Origin of the sequence: Sphingomonas albertensis (assembly GCF_014358075.1) — a bacterium.
GTDB lineage: Bacteria > Pseudomonadota > Alphaproteobacteria > Sphingomonadales > Sphingomonadaceae > Sphingomonas > Sphingomonas albertensis.
Window position 1 is genome coordinate 18,568 of record NZ_JACONT010000009.1, and the last position, 18,698, is coordinate 37,265.

Annotated in this window: 12 protein-coding genes; 3 read left to right on the plus strand and 9 right to left on the minus strand. The window is 62.9% G+C overall.

Going from position 1 to position 18,698, the window contains the following annotated elements:
* Positions 1 to 90: 90 nt before the first annotated feature.
* Positions 91 to 1,635, minus strand: a complete 1,545-nt coding sequence (locus tag H8S47_RS06060; RefSeq protein ID WP_187503028.1) for an asparagine synthase — start codon at positions 1,633 to 1,635, stop codon at positions 91 to 93.
* A gap of 24 nt (positions 1,636 to 1,659) precedes the next feature.
* A complete protein-coding gene (locus H8S47_RS06065) occupies positions 1,660 to 1,884 on the minus strand; it encodes a hypothetical protein (protein ID WP_187503029.1) in 225 nt (74 codons plus the stop codon).
* A 599-nt stretch (positions 1,885 to 2,483) separates the two neighbouring features.
* On the opposite strand from H8S47_RS06065, the gene H8S47_RS06070 reads away from it, so the two are divergent.
* The gene (locus H8S47_RS06070) at positions 2,484 to 3,248 is read left to right on the plus strand and encodes a Crp/Fnr family transcriptional regulator (protein WP_187503030.1); all 765 of its coding nucleotides are present in this window, start codon (positions 2,484 to 2,486) and stop codon (positions 3,246 to 3,248) included.
* Positions 3,249 to 3,563: 315 nt separating this feature from the next.
* A complete protein-coding gene (locus H8S47_RS06075; protein WP_187503031.1) occupies positions 3,564 to 4,268 on the plus strand; it encodes a GGDEF domain-containing protein in 705 nt (234 codons plus the stop codon).
* A gap of 1,300 nt (positions 4,269 to 5,568) precedes the next feature.
* Here H8S47_RS06075 and H8S47_RS06080 read toward each other — a convergent pair.
* The 6 genes from H8S47_RS06080 to H8S47_RS06100 form a co-directional block, all read right to left on the minus strand.
* The gene (locus H8S47_RS06080) at positions 5,569 to 5,871 is read right to left on the minus strand and encodes a hypothetical protein (protein WP_187503032.1); all 303 of its coding nucleotides are present in this window, start codon (positions 5,869 to 5,871) and stop codon (positions 5,569 to 5,571) included.
* A gap of 709 nt (positions 5,872 to 6,580) precedes the next feature.
* Complete coding sequence (locus tag H8S47_RS19030; RefSeq protein WP_268933007.1) at positions 6,581 to 6,709, minus strand: hypothetical protein; 129 nt, start codon at positions 6,707 to 6,709, stop codon at positions 6,581 to 6,583.
* A 22-nt stretch (positions 6,710 to 6,731) separates the two neighbouring features.
* The gene (locus tag H8S47_RS06085) at positions 6,732 to 13,463 is read right to left on the minus strand and encodes a M10 family metallopeptidase C-terminal domain-containing protein (RefSeq protein ID WP_214654967.1); all 6,732 of its coding nucleotides are present in this window, start codon (positions 13,461 to 13,463) and stop codon (positions 6,732 to 6,734) included.
* Positions 13,464 to 14,476: 1,013 nt separating this feature from the next.
* On the minus strand, positions 14,477 to 14,872 hold the full coding sequence (locus tag H8S47_RS06090) for a lasso peptide biosynthesis B2 protein (RefSeq protein WP_187503034.1): 396 nt from the start codon (positions 14,870 to 14,872) through the stop codon (positions 14,477 to 14,479).
* Positions 14,869 to 16,785 carry an asparagine synthetase B family protein gene (locus H8S47_RS06095; RefSeq protein ID WP_187503035.1) on the minus strand — a complete coding sequence of 639 codons (1,917 nt, stop codon included), beginning with the start codon at positions 16,783 to 16,785 and terminating at the stop codon, positions 14,869 to 14,871. Before H8S47_RS06095 ends, H8S47_RS06090 begins: the two co-directional genes overlap by 4 nt.
* Entirely contained in the window at positions 16,782 to 17,051 is a 270-nt protein-coding gene (locus H8S47_RS06100) for a PqqD family protein (protein WP_187503036.1), read from the minus strand. The genes H8S47_RS06095 and H8S47_RS06100 overlap by 4 nt, the downstream gene beginning before the upstream one ends.
* A gap of 198 nt (positions 17,052 to 17,249) precedes the next feature.
* Between H8S47_RS06100 and H8S47_RS06105 the strand changes: the two genes are divergently transcribed.
* Positions 17,250 to 18,059: a hypothetical protein gene (locus H8S47_RS06105; RefSeq protein ID WP_187503037.1), complete on the plus strand. Its 810-nt coding sequence runs from the start codon at positions 17,250 to 17,252 to the stop codon at positions 18,057 to 18,059.
* A gap of 57 nt (positions 18,060 to 18,116) precedes the next feature.
* On the opposite strand, the gene H8S47_RS06110 is transcribed toward H8S47_RS06105, so the two are convergent.
* Positions 18,117 to 18,611, minus strand: a complete 495-nt coding sequence (locus tag H8S47_RS06110; RefSeq protein ID WP_235982641.1) for a hypothetical protein — start codon at positions 18,609 to 18,611, stop codon at positions 18,117 to 18,119.
* Positions 18,612 to 18,698: the final 87 nt, after the last annotated feature.

The following is an 18,698-nucleotide window of genomic DNA, read 5'->3' on the forward strand; positions in this document are numbered from 1 at the left end:
ACTCGGCGGGTGCCATCCCGCCAAGGCTGCTTTGCGGACATTCTCGGGCCCGACCTGCCGCCCAACTTTCGGCATTCGTCAATCCCGCCCCTACGCGAAGAATGCGAGAACCTTGAGCGACCTGAACAGGCCTTCGAAGGTCGGTTTGTCGAGGCTGATAGCTGGAACCTCGAGTGAACGCAGGAGGACTGCACCATCGATTCCATGACCTTCGATCAGCGGACTGCAACGAACAAGGTCAAGGAGATAGGCCTTGTTCTCCTCAATCCCACGCCGCGCTACCGACCCGAACGCCTCCTTTTGATAATCAGTCTCGAACACAGAGCTACCTAGCACTCCGGTCAGCGTCTTACGTAGAAGATTGCGATCGCGTCGGTGCGGATAAGGTAGGGCGGCAACGAAGCGCGCCAAGGACACGTTGATGAACGGGTAGACCGGCCAAAGCCCGAAGCGGAGCAGCCGTTGCGACCGTGCTGCCGCGCTTTGCCAGCAGGACGGCTGCAGCCACGATGCTGGATAGTCGCTTTGAACTGCCTGCGCGCGTCGCCGACCTTCGGGCGAAAGAAAGGGAGATGGGAAGGGTTGGCGTGGGACACCGTCTCCGTCCTCCTCGTCCTCGTATATGGCGTAAAGTTCATCGCCGCCAAAGCCAGATACAAGCGTATCAATCCCGGCTGATCGCAACGCAGCGAACATTACTTCGAACAGTTCGGGATAGTTCTCGTCGTCAGGCAAGACATTCAGGCCGGTCCGCCTAGCGGTGCCTGGAAAGAACGGCGGGTAGCGTTCCGCAGGCACGGAGAGGTCGTCGAACCCGCCTCGATCCACTAAAAGGGAGCGTCGTTCGGCCTGTGCCCGCCCCATCGCGCCACTGAACTGAGCGCCGATGCTCAGCAATCGTCCGTCTAACGCACTGGCCGCTGCCATTGCAGTTAGTGCCGAGTCCATGCCGCCGCTGACTTCCACAGCGACCTGAGCCGGCGACAGTCGGCGCGCCGCGATAAGGTCACCGATGGTTTCGAGGAGCACGCTCTCCAGATCGACGTTGGGGGCGACTACCCGAGGTCCCTCGTGCTCGATAGGCGGCGGATAGCAAAAGGCTACACCGGATAACTTCACGGTCGTCACAGAGTCGGCAACCGTTCGATATAGGTTCTCCACTATGGTGCGACTGCCATATGGCGAACGTCCCGCGATCTGGGCCAGTACGATGTCGATCGATGGGCGTACCGTCATCTTGCGGAGCAGACGGGTGTAGTCCCAGTCTACCATTACCAACCCACTGTTCGTGTGGATATAGGCGGGGATCGACACGATCGGCGACGTTCGATAGCGGATCGCCGTTTCATCCCGGTCGAGGATAAACGCGGCATAGTCGAGGAGATAGTTGTCAAGGTCAGCCAGTACCGTGTCAATCTCGCGTTCGTTTGCGGCGCGGCAGGTGCCCGACACAGCGTCGTCGTCCGAGAAGCGCTCCCGCGCGATCACTAGCAATCGAACCGGACCGGCGAGAGCATACCATTGCACCATCCGATGCGCGAGCGGGCGGACGTGCGAGCCGCCAAAGACTAGCGCTCCGCCTACGATTGCGGGGGGAGCGCCAAGGTCATGAAGATGGACGTCGGCTTCGAACATGCCGATCGTACGACAGCGGCTGAATTAGCTACGCGAACCAAATACGGCGTCGTCGCCCTCGAAAACCTTGGCCGCGATTGGCCGCGCGCGCGCGCTTTCTCCATCGCGGACCACGATTTGGTCGAGGCTGTTAAGGCGGGTACGCAGATCGTTGGATTTGACCGAAACGCTCATTGCTTCCTCCATATTGATGCGGCGAACTTGCCGTTCGCTGGAAACGAAGCTGCGCCGGTAAATACCGGTCCGCAATGTCCCAAAGTCCGGTCGTGGCCTTAATGGGGTAGAACGAGGTACCTAATACTGTCTTCGGATGTGCTTAAAGCGGTACTTCCGTTTACGTGCAATCCGGCCATTACGCTTACGCCTCACCCGAACGTTCCGATAATTATTCGGACTTCCGAAAGCGGTCATCCGTTCATCATGCGCACATGGCTGATCTGAGTCCCGACTTCTAAAGAAAGCCTTGGCGTCCGTGTCATCTCCTGACACCAGCCCAATCATACCTTAAGGTGCATTTACGATACCTTGGAGAAATACTACCTAATAGCCGAACAGAATCAGATGACGCTTTAAATCATATTCGGCTGTCAGCCAAAGCGGCGTTCTTGCGCGGCAAACCCATCCAATCTATCTAATATATGTTATGATACGTCCTTTAACATATGTTGAAGAGATTGATCGTGTTTGCAAAACTCTTTGTTTTATGGTCTTAGGACCAAAACTATCATAAGTTTGGGTGCTAGTAAATGAACCCGACCAATGCTATATTAATTTGTAGCAAGATTTAGCGTCTCTGCGATAAATCAAGAGTGCGCGCGATCAAGCCCTGCATTCGCAGGAATAAAATATTGACCGAGAAAAAAATCAACCAACTTAGTCGCATGGTCGACAAGATTGCTCTCCATACGTCAATATCGGTAGAGGATCGGGTAGGTCTTCTTGAACTACCGTATACATCACGATTTTTTGAGGCCGGTAGCTATTTACTCCGGGACGGGGATACGCCCAATCACTCCGGTTTGCTGGTTTCGGGCCTCGCCTACCGACATAAAATCGGGGTGGATGGCCTACGCCAGATCGTCGCGATCCACATTCCCGGTGAGGTCTATGACCTGCAACAACTGCATGTCGCTACCGCAGACAGTAACGTACAGACCCTGACACGGTGTGAGGTCGTGACGATATCTCATGGGGCGCTACGTCGGCTTGCGGAGGAGCGCCCTTCCGTAGCGCACGCTTTTTTCGTGACGACAATCGTTGAGCTGTCGATGGCGCGGGAATGGATGCTAAATATCGGACGTCGCGACGCCCGCACTCGCATTTCTCATCTCCTATGTGAGTTTGCCTTCAGGCTCGACAAACACGGCCTACCGCCCGGCCAGGCGTACGAACTGCCGATGACACAAGAGCAACTAGCCGATGCTCTTGGCTTGACGGCCGTCCATATCAACCGGACTTTAAAAATTCTCGTGAACGATGGCTTAATTGCCCACAGCAAGCGGGGCGTGACGATTCCCGATTGGGAGGCGCTTGTGACGGCAGCTGGCTTCAACAGCCGATATTTGCACATGAGCCCACCTGACGCTGCAACAGGAGCAGCTCACCTTGCATAGGTGGTTGAGGGTTGGTTCAAGCGAACCGCTAATCGTAGGCTTACTGGTACCTCCGGCGAGGTCACAGTGTCCGTGAAGAGCCCGCTGAACCTTGACGCTCCAATGCCGCCTGCTCGCTATCGTTTGCGGGCCAGATTGTCGCCATTTGAAGCAGCTCTGCGCGGATCAGCGGATCTGAACAAGGCGGTAGCCATGGTCTGGCTTTTCCTAATGTGGAGTGCGGTCCTGGTTGCCGATGGTGCGACAGGGCCACGTGTATCCCTAGACGCGGCCTATCTGGTACCCTTATGCTTTACCGTATGGTGCTTAGGCAGGATGGCCGGCCTCGTATCGGGCGTCATAGCAATCGTTGTAACCCTGTATCTCAACGGCTTCGGCGATGGGCTTTCGGCGCAGGCCTCAACCGTCCCGGTGTCGACGGCGGCGTGGAATGCGGGGGCGAGAGTCTTTGGCGTCGTATTTATCATTCTGTTTGTTGGAGCCTTTCGCCGAACCTTTGATCAGGAGCGGGCAAGCGCTCGAATCGATCCCTTGACCGGGCTAGGCAACCGCCGGGCATTTAAAAGCGAGTGCAACAGACTGGAGTTAGCCAGTACACGTAACGATCAAATTCTTCTGTGCGGCTTGATCGATGTCGACGACTTCAAGTCGGTGAACGATCGCCACGGTCATGCCGCAGGAGACGATGTTCTGCGGACAATTGCAGATGCCATTCTGTCAGCAGTCAGGCCCTATGACGTGACTGCACGCTTGGGCGGCGACGAGTTTGCGTTCTGTCTCGCCGTTCGTGACACAGCATCCGCGGAAAGAAGGATCGGCAAGATCCATGATGCCGTACGGACTGCGCTTAATCGAACGAAATATGGCGCGACCTGCAGCTTGGGGGCTGCGACAGGGTCGGACGTCGCTGCGACGCTGCGCGTTGCTGATCAAGCTTTGTACCGGGCCAAGGACAGCGGGAAAAGTGTTTGGGCTTTTCAAGCGGATGGCGACCCAACGATCGACACGTCACCCGCGTGAGGGAAGGTTTTCTCCCAGCTAGACATTATCTCCCGCGACAATTGGTCGAGTACACCGCTTAGTGGATAGATTAAGGTCCGGCTGGTCTCAGGCATGCAATAATAGGGCTGGCTTTATGTTGATCCATGTTACATTTACGTTATGCCGCGTGCCGCCCTCTCACCTCTACAGCGCCTGCGAGAAGACTTAGAGGATGCGCTGGTGCAAGCAGATGCCTTGGACCTACCGTTGGTGGCTATCCAGATCATGGAGGCGTTAGAAAAGCTCGGACCATGTTCGGACGGCAAAGCCCAGCCGCTCGGCTAGTCCAAACGGGGACGACTGAACGGTCAAATCACAAAGCGCGCTCCTAAACGGATGACAACTTTGACCGACTGTCGCTCCAAGGCAGCCTGACCGCTTTTCTCCCCAAACCGGCCATTCCGCTATCGCGGATCGTCGCCCGTAAGCGGACAGGCTGCTGTCCTCCCATCCCGGCCATTGGCCTTACTCCCGATGCGGGCCTTCAAATTTATTCGAGGTAGCGCCTCCATGGCAGCGAAATCGTCGCATTAGCGGTCTGGGTATGGACATTTGAGTGGCATTCTCCGTTAATCAAAATGTATCGGGGCCGACTCCAATGACAGGCGCATGTCCGGCGTTGTTCGAAAAGACTGTCTTGCGCGTCACAACGCGTAAACCGCATTGGCTCTGGTCCGCATCATAAACATGCGGAAAGACAGTAATGGGCTGGGGAGGTTTTCGAGCCTCCCCTTTAGCTTACCACCAGACGATTTTGGAAAGCGATGTCCCCATACGCTGTCAGCTGACAGCTGAATGGCAACTACGGCGCCTCAATGCAGATAATCGGACGTCCCTCTGTCCTTCATTATGGCCATCGTCGCCGTTCACGAACGGAGTCGATACGATTGCGAGCGTCAATAAGTATTGATCTGATCGGTGACGACCTAAAGAAGTACATCACGCCGCTGCTAGGATGAATGGTATCGCCGGCGCAAATCAACGGGCAGCCAATACGATTTGCAAAAGACAATAAAGACTCAATACCCGCTTCGCTGGACGAGCCAGAACAAGAGCCGGCACCGCGTACCGGAGGTAAAGGCGAAGAAATAATAGATGGGAGGCTGGCCCCTTGGATGTGAGCCATATCAGCGTAAAGCTTTGGAGCGATCCGCTATTTACCCGGAATCAATTTAGTAGTGGCCGGTTCACTACCGTAGGAACTGAACGCGCCGTCAATGGCCTGTTCGATTTCTATGGGCGGGGGGCAGCCACCGTTGGTTGCCTTTGTCAGTGGATTTCACATCCCAATACCCAACCCGCGGCTACGTCCGCGCCCAATCATATCCGCCAGTTCCCGGCCGACACTTGCGCCGCTGGTCGCTCCTATTCCCAGCTGGACCTTCCGATTGCGAAGGATCGACTCCACTTGTGGGTCGCGCTCCAGGCTTTTGGCCATGCCGATCATAGTGTTCTCGATGGCCCGAACCTTCGTGTCTTCATGGTAGATTTTTAGCGCACGACGCTGCTGCTCGAGCCCCTGCCAGCGCTGCACGAAGACATCGGCGCGGCGTGTCGGATCTTCTCGAATTTCCGACAGCATTCCGTCCGCACCGATTCCGGTGCGTGCAAAGGCGTGGCAAATGGGAAAGGGGTGGTCTTGGATGGGAGATCATGGAGCGGTACGGTAACTAGGCGCTTGGCCGATTGTCCCAGTTCCTCTGGACTTCCGCGCGCCAGCGCAGCCAACGTTCCTTCTGGCGTCGCTGGCGCTTGGCAACAAACACTCGATACGCGGCGCCGACAACGACCAGGGCGCCTACCGCTACCGTAGTAGATATGATCGTTGCCAACAGTAATTACCCTATTTGGGGCACGTCAGGATCTATCGAGGCATGTGCCTTGCCACTTTGTTCGGCTACGTAACGCGCTCCTTATCCGGTTCGTATCCGGGTTTTACCCGGAGTCCTGAAGTTAATAGAAGGCAGTTGTGAGATTACTCGCCCCATTTTCTAGGCGCGGCATCAATAGCGCTCGCGAGACGCTCGCCCTGTTGCTGTTGTCCCATGTGGCGAGGGCTGCGGAGCAGTGAGCGACTCCCAAACAGACACAAATGGCGCCCGCGGCGATTCCGATACTTGCTGGCGGTCAGGTGCTGTCGGGCACGATATACTGCCCTTTGACTTCGCCCCGAATAATTCATCATGGCGTTCGAGATCGGCTCTGCACCGTTACCGTAACTCACGACGTAGATACGAAAGTGGCCGACGCGATAGGTATCGCGCCGGCCACTCTTGCTGATGGTAAATCGATCAGGACGTGGTGAACGTACCGTCACCGGCGGTACGGGTACCAACCTCGGCTTGGCCGGCTGCGATCTTCTGGACCGCAGGGCGGACCCAAGGCTTGCGGGCGACGGGTGTCTTGGTGGTCTTGGTCATGGTTGAACTCCCTTGATGATGCTTACAGGATAACGGAAGGCGGCGTCAGGTCGCCCACTGGGGCAAGATGCAGGACGAGGTCGCTGCCGGCCTGATAGCCAGCGACGCCATCGGTGTTGACGACCATGAAGGTCTCGCCTGCATGATTACCCGACGTTGCAGTGAACGTCACGGCCGCATTGCCGCCGATATTACCGAAAGCCGCGGCAAGATCGTCGTTGAAGGTGGCATCGTCCAGCCGGCCGTTCTGGCCCGCCGTGGCGGTGCCGTAGGTCTGCCCGTTGACCTGGATCACGTCGGTGCCCTGCGTGAAGCCGAACAGCGTATCGTAGTTCAGGACCGCAGCCCCGCCATTGCCAACCGTGACGTTCGATTCCGCTGCGGCGTTAAACACGAAGGTGTCCGCACCCGCACCGCCCGAAATCTTGTCGCGACCCAGACCGCCGAACAGCGTGTCGTCGCCAGCACCGCCGAAGATCGTGTCGTTGCCCGATCCTGCGAGGATGCGCAGGCTACCGTTCGTCTCCTGGCTGCCGTCGATGACCAGATCGGCCATGACCGAGCCCGCCTGCCCCTGGAAGCTGGTTACTGCGGTGATCGTCTTGGTCGCGCCGGCTGACACCCAGCTGTCCTCGACGAACAGCGTCCCATAGGTGTTCGTGCCATTCGGCCCGCGCAGCAGGGCCACCACTTCGACATCGGCGTTGTCGGCACGCAGCGACAGGTTGCCGGCAAAGCCGTCAAGCCCGAGCTGGTCGATCCCGGCGCCACCCACGACCACGTCGTTCGCACCGAACCCTCCCGGGCCGAAGAAGAACGCGTCGTCGCCGGCACCGCCCGTCAGCGCGTCGGTGCCGAGGCCACCGAACATCAGGAACGAGCCATCGGTCTCTGCCGAACCGTCGAAGCTCAGGCTGTCGGCGCTGGTCAGGTTGCCGCCGAACACGGTGAACACCTGGCCGGCCGCGACCGTAGCGTCCGCACTGGTGATGTCGTAGCTGCCATCCGCCAAGACGGCCAACACCTCGACATTGCTGAGCGTGGCTGCGTCGAGCACCAGCCGGTTGGCACCGGTATAGTCGCCCTTGAGACCGATCTCATCGGTGCCGGCCCCGCCGTCGATCCGGTCTGCAGCGATCAGCGCGCCGCCTGCCAGGATCGCGTCGTTCCCTACACCCGTCGCCAGCGCCACCGCGCCCGTCTTCTGCGACAGATCGAACAGGTCGTTGCCGGCACCGCCGAGCGTCAGCACCACGCCGTCGACAAAGCGGAAGCGCTCGACATTGGTGAAGCTGTTGCTCTCGATCGCGCCGTTATGGACGATGGTCGCCGATCCTGCGCCCGTCTGCGTGACGGTGTAATCGGCGTATTTTTCCAGCAACACGCCCGTGTCGATGCCGTCGCCGCCATCGATCGTGTTGGCGCCCAGATTGCCGATGAGCATGTCGTCGCCGGCACCACCGAAGATTGTGTCGTTCCCGGCACCGCCGTCGACCGCGTCGTTGCTGGCACCCGCATCGATAACGTTGGCTCCTGCACTACCGGTGATGACGTCGCTGAACGTCGACCCGGTCACGTTCTCGATACCGACGAGCGTGTCGGTACCTTCGCCCGTGTCCTGTGCGCCACTGACGAGGAGGTTAACGCGTACCCCGGACGTCGCTTCGCTGTAGCTTGCGGTATCGATCCCGGCACCGCCGATCAGGGTGTCGTTGCCTGCACCGCCGCGTAGAATGTCGTTACCGTTGCCGCCGTCCAGCGTGTCGTTCCCGGCCATACCGATCAGCGTATCGTTACCGTCGCCGCCGTTGAGAACGTCGTTGCCGGCCGCACCGGTGATGGTTTCGTCGGCGGAGAAGCCCGACAGGGTGAGGTCCCCGATAAAGCCGTCGAAGTTGAAGGCAGAGAACCCACCCGTATAGCCGTTGCCGATCGCAAAGATGGTCACGAAGCCGTTGACGGTGCCCGACGCGCCGTCGCGATCCACCTGCAGAAGCAGGTCCCCGCCGAGCTGAACCAGCCGCAGATGGCCGCTGGCGAATGCGTTGCTGTTGGCGGTGTAGTTGGTCAGCCCGCGGTTGAGGAAGTCCGTCATCTCGAACTTGTCGCCGGCGCTGCCGCCCTCGAAGTCGGTCACGCGGTTGGTCCGAGCCGTGGTTGCCACGTCCGCCGAGGCCCCTGCCGTGGCGCCGACGCCGAACTGGACGATGTCCGCGCCGGCTCCCAGCGTGAGCTGGTAGTTGTTGACGCTGGATGCGCCGCGCATGCTGATGCTGACGATGTCGGCACCAGCGCCGGCGTTGACCGTGGCGCTGGCAACGCCGGTCAGGACGATGCGGTCATTGCCCGCACCGCCATCGACGGTCACGACATCGACGTTCCGATCGTTCGAGGTCGCGCCCAGCGCAAGATAGGTCGTGCCCGAAAGGCCTGCCGTGTTCGTCGCCAGCGCGGTCGATAGCGTACCGCCGCGCAGTTCGATGAAGTCGTCGCCTTCACCACCGTCCATATTGATGTTGGTCGCTGCGGTCGCGGTGCCGGCGGTGGTCGCGTTGGCACGCGTCACCAGGATGCTGTCGTTGCCGCCATAGCCGAACAGCGAGTCGGTCTGGCTGAGCGCCGCCGTGGTGGTGGCGACAGCGTTATCGGTGATCAGGTTGAAGTCGTCATTGCCGCGCAACGTATCGCCGAAGCCGGAGCCGGTCAGGTATTCGATGCCGACCAGGGTGTCGATGCCCTCGCCGCCGGTGTCCTGCGCCACGCCTTGGATCCGCAGGTCGACGTTCACGGCCGCCGTCGCGTTCACGTAGGTCGCGGTATCCAGCCCTTCGCCGCCGATCAGCGTATCGTTGCCGAGACCGCCCGACAGCGTGTCGTTGCCGTACCAGCCGTCGAGCACGTCGTCGCCGGCATTGCCCACCAGCGTGTCGAGCGTACCGCCGCCCCGCACGACGTCGTTGCCGAGACCGCCGCGGAAGACGACGCGTTCAACGCTCGTGAAGGAGCCTGCAGCGACCCCGTCGATCGTGATCGCGCTATCGCCTGCGAGGTTGCCGAGGTCGAAGCTGACCCCGCCTGCGCGATCCGTGTAATAGGCGTAGGCCAGATCGGTGCCGTCGCCGCCGTCGAACGTGTCGTTCCCACCGTCGTTGGTGTAAACTGCGGTCAGCCCGGCCGCGGTCCCGTTGGCGATGCCGCCCACCATGACGTCGTCGCCGTCGCCCCCGCGCAGGATGTCGTTACCCATGCCGCCGACAAGGGTGTCGTTGCCGGCACCACCTTCGAGGACGTCGCCGCCATCTGCGGTCGTTGTGCTGGTGTTGAACGTGTTGACGTAGTCGCCGAACATGACGTCGTTGCCGGTACCACCGATCAGCGTGTCAGCGAGACCGCCGCCGATGACGAAGTCGGCAAGCGTGCCGCCGACCAACCGGTTCGCCGTGGTGTTGCCGCCGACGAGGGTGTTGGAGAAGTTCGCCGCACCGATCACGTTCTCTACATTGGTGATCGTGTCGCTGCCCCCGGACACACCGATCGTCTGAGCGGTGGTCGTGTTGAGGTTGACGGTAACCGACGAGGTGGAACCGGAATAGTCGACCGTGTCCGCCCCTGCCGCACCATCGTAAATATCGTTGCCGCCACCGTCGAACAGGACGTTGTTGCCCGCATCGCCGGTAACGCTGTCGGCACCCGAACCGGTCCGGACATTCTCGAAGCCGAGAACGGTGTCGTTGCCCAGGCCCTGCGCCGTCAGGGCAGTGAGGTTGACGGTGACCCCGGTCGTGCCCGTGAAGAGCAGCGTGTCGACGCCCGCGCCACCGTCAAGGACGTCGTCACCAAGGCCGCCTTCGAGGGCGTTGGCATTGTCATCACCGATCAGGATGTCGTTGCCGGCCCCGCCCGTCAGGTTCTCGATGCCGCGCAACGTGGCGATCGCCGCGCCCGCGATGTTTGCGGTCCCGTCGTTCGCGCCGTTCAGTCGCGCCGTGACGTTGGCGGTATAACCCGCGAACGACGCCGTATCCGACCCGGTTCCACCATCCAGCAGGTCCACGGTGCCGCCCGCGTTTCCACCGGTGCCCAGCGTATCGTCGCCCGCGCCGCCCGAAACGGTGTTTGCCGTGGCATCGCCGCTAAGGGTGTCGTTGAAGGCGGAGCCCAGCAGATTCTCGAACCCGGTGAGCGTGTCCGTGCCCGCGGTACCCGTGTTCTGCGCGGCGCCCTGCAGCGCAAGGCTTGCCGTCACGCCGGCTGCGGAACCAGCATAAGACGCGGTGTCATCACCTGCGCCCGCGCTCAGCGTGTCGTTGCCCAGGCCACCTTCGATGACGTTGGCGTTTTCGTCGCCGGTCAGGGTGTCGTTATACTGCGAACCGATCAGGTTCTCGATGCCGGTCAGTGTGTCGGTGCCCGCTGCGACCGTAGTCTGCGCGGCGCCCTGCATGGTCAGGTCGACCGTCACCCCCGTCGTGGAGCCGCCGCTGAAAGCGGTTGCGAACGACGCGGTGTCGTTGCCGATACCACCGTTCAGGATGTCGTTGCCGATCGTTCCCTGCAGGAAGTCATTGCCCTCGCCACCGTCCATCACGACACTGCTGGTGTTGGTGGCGGTAACTGTGCTGGTCACGACTGCCGCGTTCTGGAGCGACACGTTCAGCTGATAGCTCTGCCCGGCCACCAGCGGCTGAGCCACGCTTCCGGTCGCACTCGTGTAGCGGCCGACGCGGATGTAATAGGTGCCCGCGGTGGCGAAAGTATAGGTGATGTAGGCATCGTCGTTGATCGTCGTGCCGACGTCGCCCGGGCCGGTGTCGTTGCTGCTCAGCACGGTACCGGCGCTGTTGACCAGCTCGAGGATGCTGTCGTCGAGCGTACCGGTCCCGTCGATGTCGAAGATCGCCTGCGACCCCGCCACCGTCACGTCGATCCGGTAATATTCCAGCGCGCCGCCGGCCGCCACCGCGTTGATCGTCGCATGCGGGATACTGGTCGCGTTCGTGATGTTCGTAGCGGCGTCGACGTCATAGGCGCCGGCGATGCTCACCGCCGTCGCGATGCTGCCGTTGTTGGTCGTCTGCGGCTTGGCGATATCCGGCTGTGAGGGGGCCGAGACGGTCGTGGTGGTGGTGAAGCCGCCGCCGATCAGGCGGTCGTCGCCCGCGCCGCCCGACAGGGTGTCGGCACCGCCGGCACCGCCGCTCAGCGTGTTGTTCTGGCTGTTGCCGACCAAGACATCGTTGGCGATGGTGCCCTGGATGTTCTCGATGCTGCGCAGCGTGTCCGTCTCGCCATCGTGGCTGACGATGACGTCCGCGCCGGTGTCGTTCAGCGTGACGTTCACGCCCGTGACGCCGGTGAAGATCACCGTGTCGCTGCCGGCACCGCCGTCGAGCACGTTGTTGGCTACGTTGCCGACGAAGATGTCGTTGCCCGCGCCGCCTGTCGCGTTCTCGATCAGCGACCGCGTGTCGTTGTTATAGAGCAGCGACATGGCGATGTTGCCTGGCGCCAGCGACGTCAGGCCCTGATAGGCCAGGCTGTTGGCAAGCTGCGACTGGTCAAACGTCGAGAACTCGCCCGGCCGCAGGTCGATGGTGATGCCGTTGGAATAGTTGCTGGCGTCGATCGTGTCGTTGCCGCCGCCATCCCAGACGGTGAGGAAGATCTTATTGCCCGACGGTGCGCCCTGGCCGACGCCGTTGATGAACATCTCGCCGGTCGTCTGGCTGAAGGTGTAGACGCTGTCGCCGGCATTGGTCGTGTAGTTGGCGCCGTACATGTACTGGAGCGCGGCCAGATCATACTGCATGTAGGTCTGCGGCTGGTTGATCTTCTCGCCGGCGAAGTTGCTGTTGGTGAACGGCGCCGGCGTATAGGTCATCAGCGACCAGGCCTGGCCGTCACGATCCGGAGTCAGCGACTGGGTGCCGAAGCGCGGCGTACCGCCAAAATAGAAGGACAGGTCGCTGTTCGTATAGTCCTGATGCCCGTGCTTCAGCCCCATGGTGTGGCCGATCTCGTGCATCATGGTGGCGTAGCCCCAGGTGCCCTTGAAGGCGAGATCGTAATAAGGCTGGCTGGTACGGCCGAACCAGATATCGCCCGAAAGCCCGCGGGTGTCGGACGGGAAGTTGCCATAGGCGGACCCCACGTCCTGGTCGCCGCTCTGCGAGATACGGATGTTGGCGTGGACGGTGTCGGTGTCGGTGATCTCGGTGAACGTCAGGCCGGTTGCGGCCGAGAGCTGCGCGAAGGACGCGCGCGCCGCCGCCTGCTGCTGCGTGCCCAGGTCTACGTGGTAGAGGCTGACGCCATTGGTGTCGTAGCCGCTGCCGTTATAGTTCGAGCCCGACGTCGGGAAGCTGTAGGTGAGGTTCAGCGTGCCCCATTTGGCGCCGATCAGGGTTGCGTCGATGTTGCGGTTGCCGGTGAACGAGCGGCTTCCGTCCGGATTGGTAACCAGCGGCAGCAGCTCGCCGATGTTGTTGCCTTCGGGGTTGGCGTCGATCGGGTTTACGTCTTTGCCGCCGCCATCCGCCTCGCGAAAGCCCTGGCACGCGGCGCAACCGCAACCTGCGACGACCGTCATATGATCGATTTCCGCGAGCGGATCCCAGGAGCCCGGACCCATGTCGCCTGGTGCGCGATCGATGCCTGTCACGCCGGTTGGCGAGCCTGCCAGAAAAGTCTCGGTCGGTACGGAGTCGATTTCCGCGAGCGGTTCCCGAATGCCGATTACCACGTCGTTAACCACGCCATCGGTGGGTGCAATACCGCTTAGGTCGGAAATATTCATCGAGACTCCCCCTTTGTGACACGATCGCATCGTTCATGCTGTGCAATGCGCACTTAGGCAGGCAGATTCGTTCGTAATCGGCTCTAATTATTTCAATCCTGTCATCGAATGTTCACGTTGGTCAAGCGCAAGATCGTCGAGTTCGTACAGAAGCCGCAAAAAGTTATCTCAAAGCGCTGCGGCAGGAGGCGAGTTGAGGAACCCGTTGCAGATAAAGGCTAAATCGCTGTCGAATTCCGGCCCCCCTCGCCCTCTTGGAGCGTGTACCGCGTCCCCCCTCATCTCGCCCCGAACAGCCGTGACTCGAGGTCGCGGTTCGCGTATCGAAAGCCCTTCCGGCCGATAGGAAAACGCGATGCTCCGCATGTTGCTACCTCTCTGCGCAGCACTCGCCGCCTGCACGCCTTCACCTCAGGATGCCGCCATGCGCAGTCCCAGTCCGGTCCCCGGAACCACCGCCCAAGGTTCGAGCGAGGCTTCGAGTAAGACCTTGAGTAAGGCAGGGTCCGACAGCCGGGGCCTGGCCACTTCGAACGCGGTCGGGCAGGCCGCGGGTCATGGCGGACACGCTGCCCAGGGACCGATCCCGGACTCGGTGTCCGCGGCAGAGAACCCTGCCCCTGCCCCCGGCCCGGCCGCTCCCCCCGCCCCTTCCCCGACCCTGCCGGTGGACTCGCCCACCGAGGCGCTGGGACGCCGCACCTTGTCCACGGCGTTCGTCAGGGTGGGGCCCGACGGGCATCTGACGGTGGAGCTCCGCAGCGGACGCGTGCTGGTTCTTCGCGACGTGGTCATGCGCGCCCGGAAATATTGCGGTGTACAAGTCATCGATGGCCTGCCCGGAGCGCAATATTGCGGTGGATACGCCGATGTCGCGGCAGCCCGGCCAGGCGTTACGCCAGCGTAAAAGACACTGTAGACGGCTACCTCAACCATCGCGGTCTCAACGATGGTCGAGGTCGGGGGCGACGTCAGGTTCGGGGGAACACTGCCAAAAGGCCGTAGCGTTCCGTCTCCTCGCAACCGATCACGTCGACGTCGCCCGAGCGCACCCATACATGCGCGATCAACAGTCCCTTCTCATCGCGGGCGGCTCCGTAATGCAGCGCTGCGGCCAATCCTCGTCGGCGCAACATTAGCTGGGCGGCCAGGCCCTGCTGGAAACACACGGCACGCCACGGTACGCGCCGACCCCAGGCGGCAACCGCGCGGGCGATCGCGCGCGCCTGGGGTTCCGTGGCGGGGGTTCCCGACGCCCGACCCGCGGACAGCGCGGCCACGCGCCGGAACGACAGGACCGCGATCAGCAGCGATGCGAGCCCCAGCATGGCCAAGGCCTCGGCCAAAAGGGGCAGGCGGCGGATCAATTGCTGCGCGCCGCCCGGCGCAGGAAATGCCCGGCCGCGGTCCCGCGCAGCAGCATCGACCGATAGCGGTCGGTAATCGCCAGCTGGTTCCAGCGGGGATCGTCCGCGGGAAAGTCCGGCCAGTTGCGGATCAGCGTGCGCAACCGCTCCACGTCGAGCACCGCCCCCGCCGGCCGGCAGCGCTCGATGCCGTCCAACTCCGCGGCAAGCTCCTCGAGCGCGGCGGTTGCGCCGATGTGCCAATCCGCCGCCTGATAGCCGCGCCGCTGCTCGCCGATGAGTTCGGGCGGCAGCCGATCCGCAAAGGCACGGCGCGCCAGCGACCGAGGCTTTCCCTCCAGAATATATTGCTCGTCCGGCACGCTCAGCGCCCATTCGATCAGCCGCCGGTCTGCGGTGGGATCGCGCAGGTCGATGCCCCACCCCGCGAGCGTGCCCTTGTTGTAGGATCCCATGTCGACACGATCGAGCCCCCATAGCCGCATCGCGCGGCCGTCGCGCCAGGGGCGGTAGGACAGGTCGGTGCCGCTCGCTGCGGCGCGCCTGTCCAAGTCGGCGATCGCGCCCGGGCGCAGCGCGCTATAGCCCTCGAGTGCCAGCGAGTGGCCGAAGCGATCGACCAGCCAGGTCCAGACGGCAGGCGGTACGAACGGCCCTAGCGTCGCCGCGCCGATCCGTCGCCGCCGCCAGCCTTGCGCGCGCAGTTGCCGCGCCAGCGTGGCAAGCGCGCCGAACCGCCCGGTGCCGAACAGCTGCGCCAGATGCTGGACGCCGTCATGGCTCAGCGTAAAATTGCCAAGCTGCCCGGTGAGTAGGACGCTCACGCCGCGCGCCCGCGCGGAATCGTTGATCGCCTCGCCCCACATCGCATTCCACGGGTTCATGACCGGTCGCTGGTAAAGATCGAAATGCCGGTCCAGCAGCCGCAGCGGCGAGCGCCCGTCACCTTGAACGGGGACATGGACGATGTTGGCGTGCAGTGCCGCGACGCGTGCGGCGACCGGCCCCTCGTCGCCGATCGTGCCGCCGGGCACGGGCGCGCTGGTGCCCGGTACCGCGGTAAACGCGTGGAGAGGCTCGGGCGTCAGCAACCGCGCTGCCGTGGCGGCAACGCTGGCGCTGTCCAGGCCGGCGGACAAATGCGATCCCACCGCCCCCTGTATCCGGCGCAGTCTGACGGCGACCGCACGATCCAGTTCGGCGCGTAACCCTTCCGCATAGTCGTCGGGCTTGAGGCGCAGGATCGTGCGCGCCGGGGTCCACAGCCGAGTCTCGGCAATACCGTCCGCATCGATCGCGACCGCGTGACCGGGGCGCACCCGCGCGATGCCGGCAAAGAAGCTTTCCTCGCCTTCGGGCAGTATCGCCAAGAAGTCGGCCGTGGCGGTCTCGCTCGGCGCATAGGGGATGTCGGGGTGAGCGTGCAGGCCGCGCGGCATCGAGGACGCCGCGACGAAGCCGTCGCCGCGGTGGTAGAAGAGCGGTCGCTCGCCCATCGGATCCCGCGCCAGGGTCAGCACGGACCGGCGCGCATCCCACAGCATGACGGCAAAGGCTCCGACGACGCGGGCAAGGCCTGCAATGCCCCATTGCTCTACGACCGCCATCAACAGCTGCGGCTCGGCCGTGCGCGCGATATTGACGGACAGGCCGAGCGCGCTCGCGATCTCGTCGCGGTTGTCGATGCGGGCATCGGCGACGAGCAGCAGCGTGCCGTCGCCGCCCAGGACCGGTCCCCGGTCGAAATCGTCTTCGGGCACGAGTGGGTAGAGTCGTCGCCCGAGCGTCGCGGCGTCCAGCGTACGGCGGATCGCCGGGTCCGGCCCGAACGCTGCCTGGGCATCGAGCATCCGCCCGACCGCCGTTTCCATCGCCTCGCCACGCCGGCTCCACAGGCCGGCGAGCGCCGTCATGCGGGCGTCAAGCTGACAAGCTGCTCAGCCTCCAACGACCGAAGCAGGTCCTGGAGATCAACGCGGCATTCCACTTCGTCGACCGCGTGCTCGGCGAGAAGGTCGGCGACCAGTCCGTCGACCGTGCGGGGCTGTTCCAGCAACTGCCAGACACGCGTCGCGGTCGCGTTGAAGCCGTAGCAGGTACCGCGCTCGACATGCAGGCCGACCAGTTCGCCGGCCGCATCGGCCTCGATCATCCCGGGTTGCCGGGATACCAGCGTCATTCCGTCCACCTGTCTCTCCGTTTGCGCGTTCTCGCCCTTGGCGGGGCATGGAGCGGGGGATAAGCCGGGCGCATGTCACCCCGCTCTTCGCCACCCTCTTCGTCGTGTTATCGGGCGTTCGGCCTCCGGTTGCAATCTGCGCTACCGCTTCCCGAACTTCACCCGGACGACGCCGCGTGCGTGGCCGTCGACGGGTCCATGGACGTCGATGTCAGGCTGGCCCCCGCCCCGCCCCCCGACGCTCCCGAAATCCTGCCTGCCGTCCGCGTCGACGCCAATCACTTCTGGATGGACGTTCCCCGCGTCGGTCGCTTCCTGGTCCGCAACGGGCGCGAGATGATCGTGGAGCCGTGTCCAGGTGCGCCGGACGGCGACGTGCGCGCCTATCTGCTCGGATCGGCGATGGGGGCGCTTCTCCAGCAGCGTGGGCTGCTACCGCTGCATGCGTCGGCGGTGGCAGTGGACGGACGGGCCGTCGCCTTCATCGCCCCGGCAGGCAGCGGCAAGTCGACGATCGCGATGCACCTCCAGCATCGTGGGCACCGCGTGATCTGCGACGATATCTGCGCGGTCGAGGTCGGCGACGGGGTCGCGCGGCTCAGGCCCGGCCTGCGCAATCTCAAGCTATGGCGTGCGTCGCTCGGTGCGATCGCGCGAACCCCCGACGGGTTGGAACCGGTCCTTGCCGACATGGACAAATATCGCGTCCCCGTCGATGCGCCGACCGGGGATCGTGTCTTCGATCTCGCCGCGGTGGTGTTGCTCGGCTGGGGAGAGGAACCGGCGATCGCGTCCTTGCCCGGTGCGGAAGCGGTCGGCGCGCTGATCGCCAACACCTTCCGTGGCCAGCTGGTCGCGCCGATGGGACGTCAGGCGGCACACTGGCGGCAGTGTCTCGACCTGTTCAACGCTGCGGGAGTCCACCGCCTCGTTCGCCCACGCGCACTCGATCGGCTCGCCGAGGCATCCGCCCTCGTGGAACGGCTATCGCTCGACATGTCGCGGTGAAGGCATGTCTATTAGTCGGCATGTAGACGTGTCGACGAATCGACACGGGGTTTGAGCTCAACGTGCGAGCGCACTCGACTGATGCGCCCGGCTGCAGGCCAGTCGCGGACCCGAGGCGAGGCGGTCGCGGGTAAGGCGCGGATCCTCGTAGAGGTCGCGTAGCGCGCGCAGGCGGAACGCGTTCCACCAGCGCTGCCAGCGATGTTCGGCCGCGTCGTGGAGCATGTGGCAGCGCTGGCACAAGGCGGCGAGGTTGGCCGGCATGTTGTGTCCCGGATCGTGATCGAGATGCGCGCACGCGAGGACGACATAGGTGGTGCGGACGCCAGCCAGCTCGAACCGGTCGCGGACGGCGATCCGCCGACCGCGCTCGGAACGCCAGCAGCCCGCTTCGGCGTCCCACCAGCGCCCGTCGCCGAGATGCGCGACGAAACGCCGATGCGGCCGCGCGCAATGTTCGCAGCGCGCCCCTGCCCTGCCAAAGCGGATCGCGTCCGACAGCTGCGGCCAGTCGATCGGATAGAGCCAGCGGTTTTCGGGGCGGATCGGCATCGTGATTCTATGAGTCACCGCCGATTCGAAGGAAAGCGAAATTTTTCGCCTTTCGTTGCCGTCCTGTTCCGGACGTGTTCGAGGAGC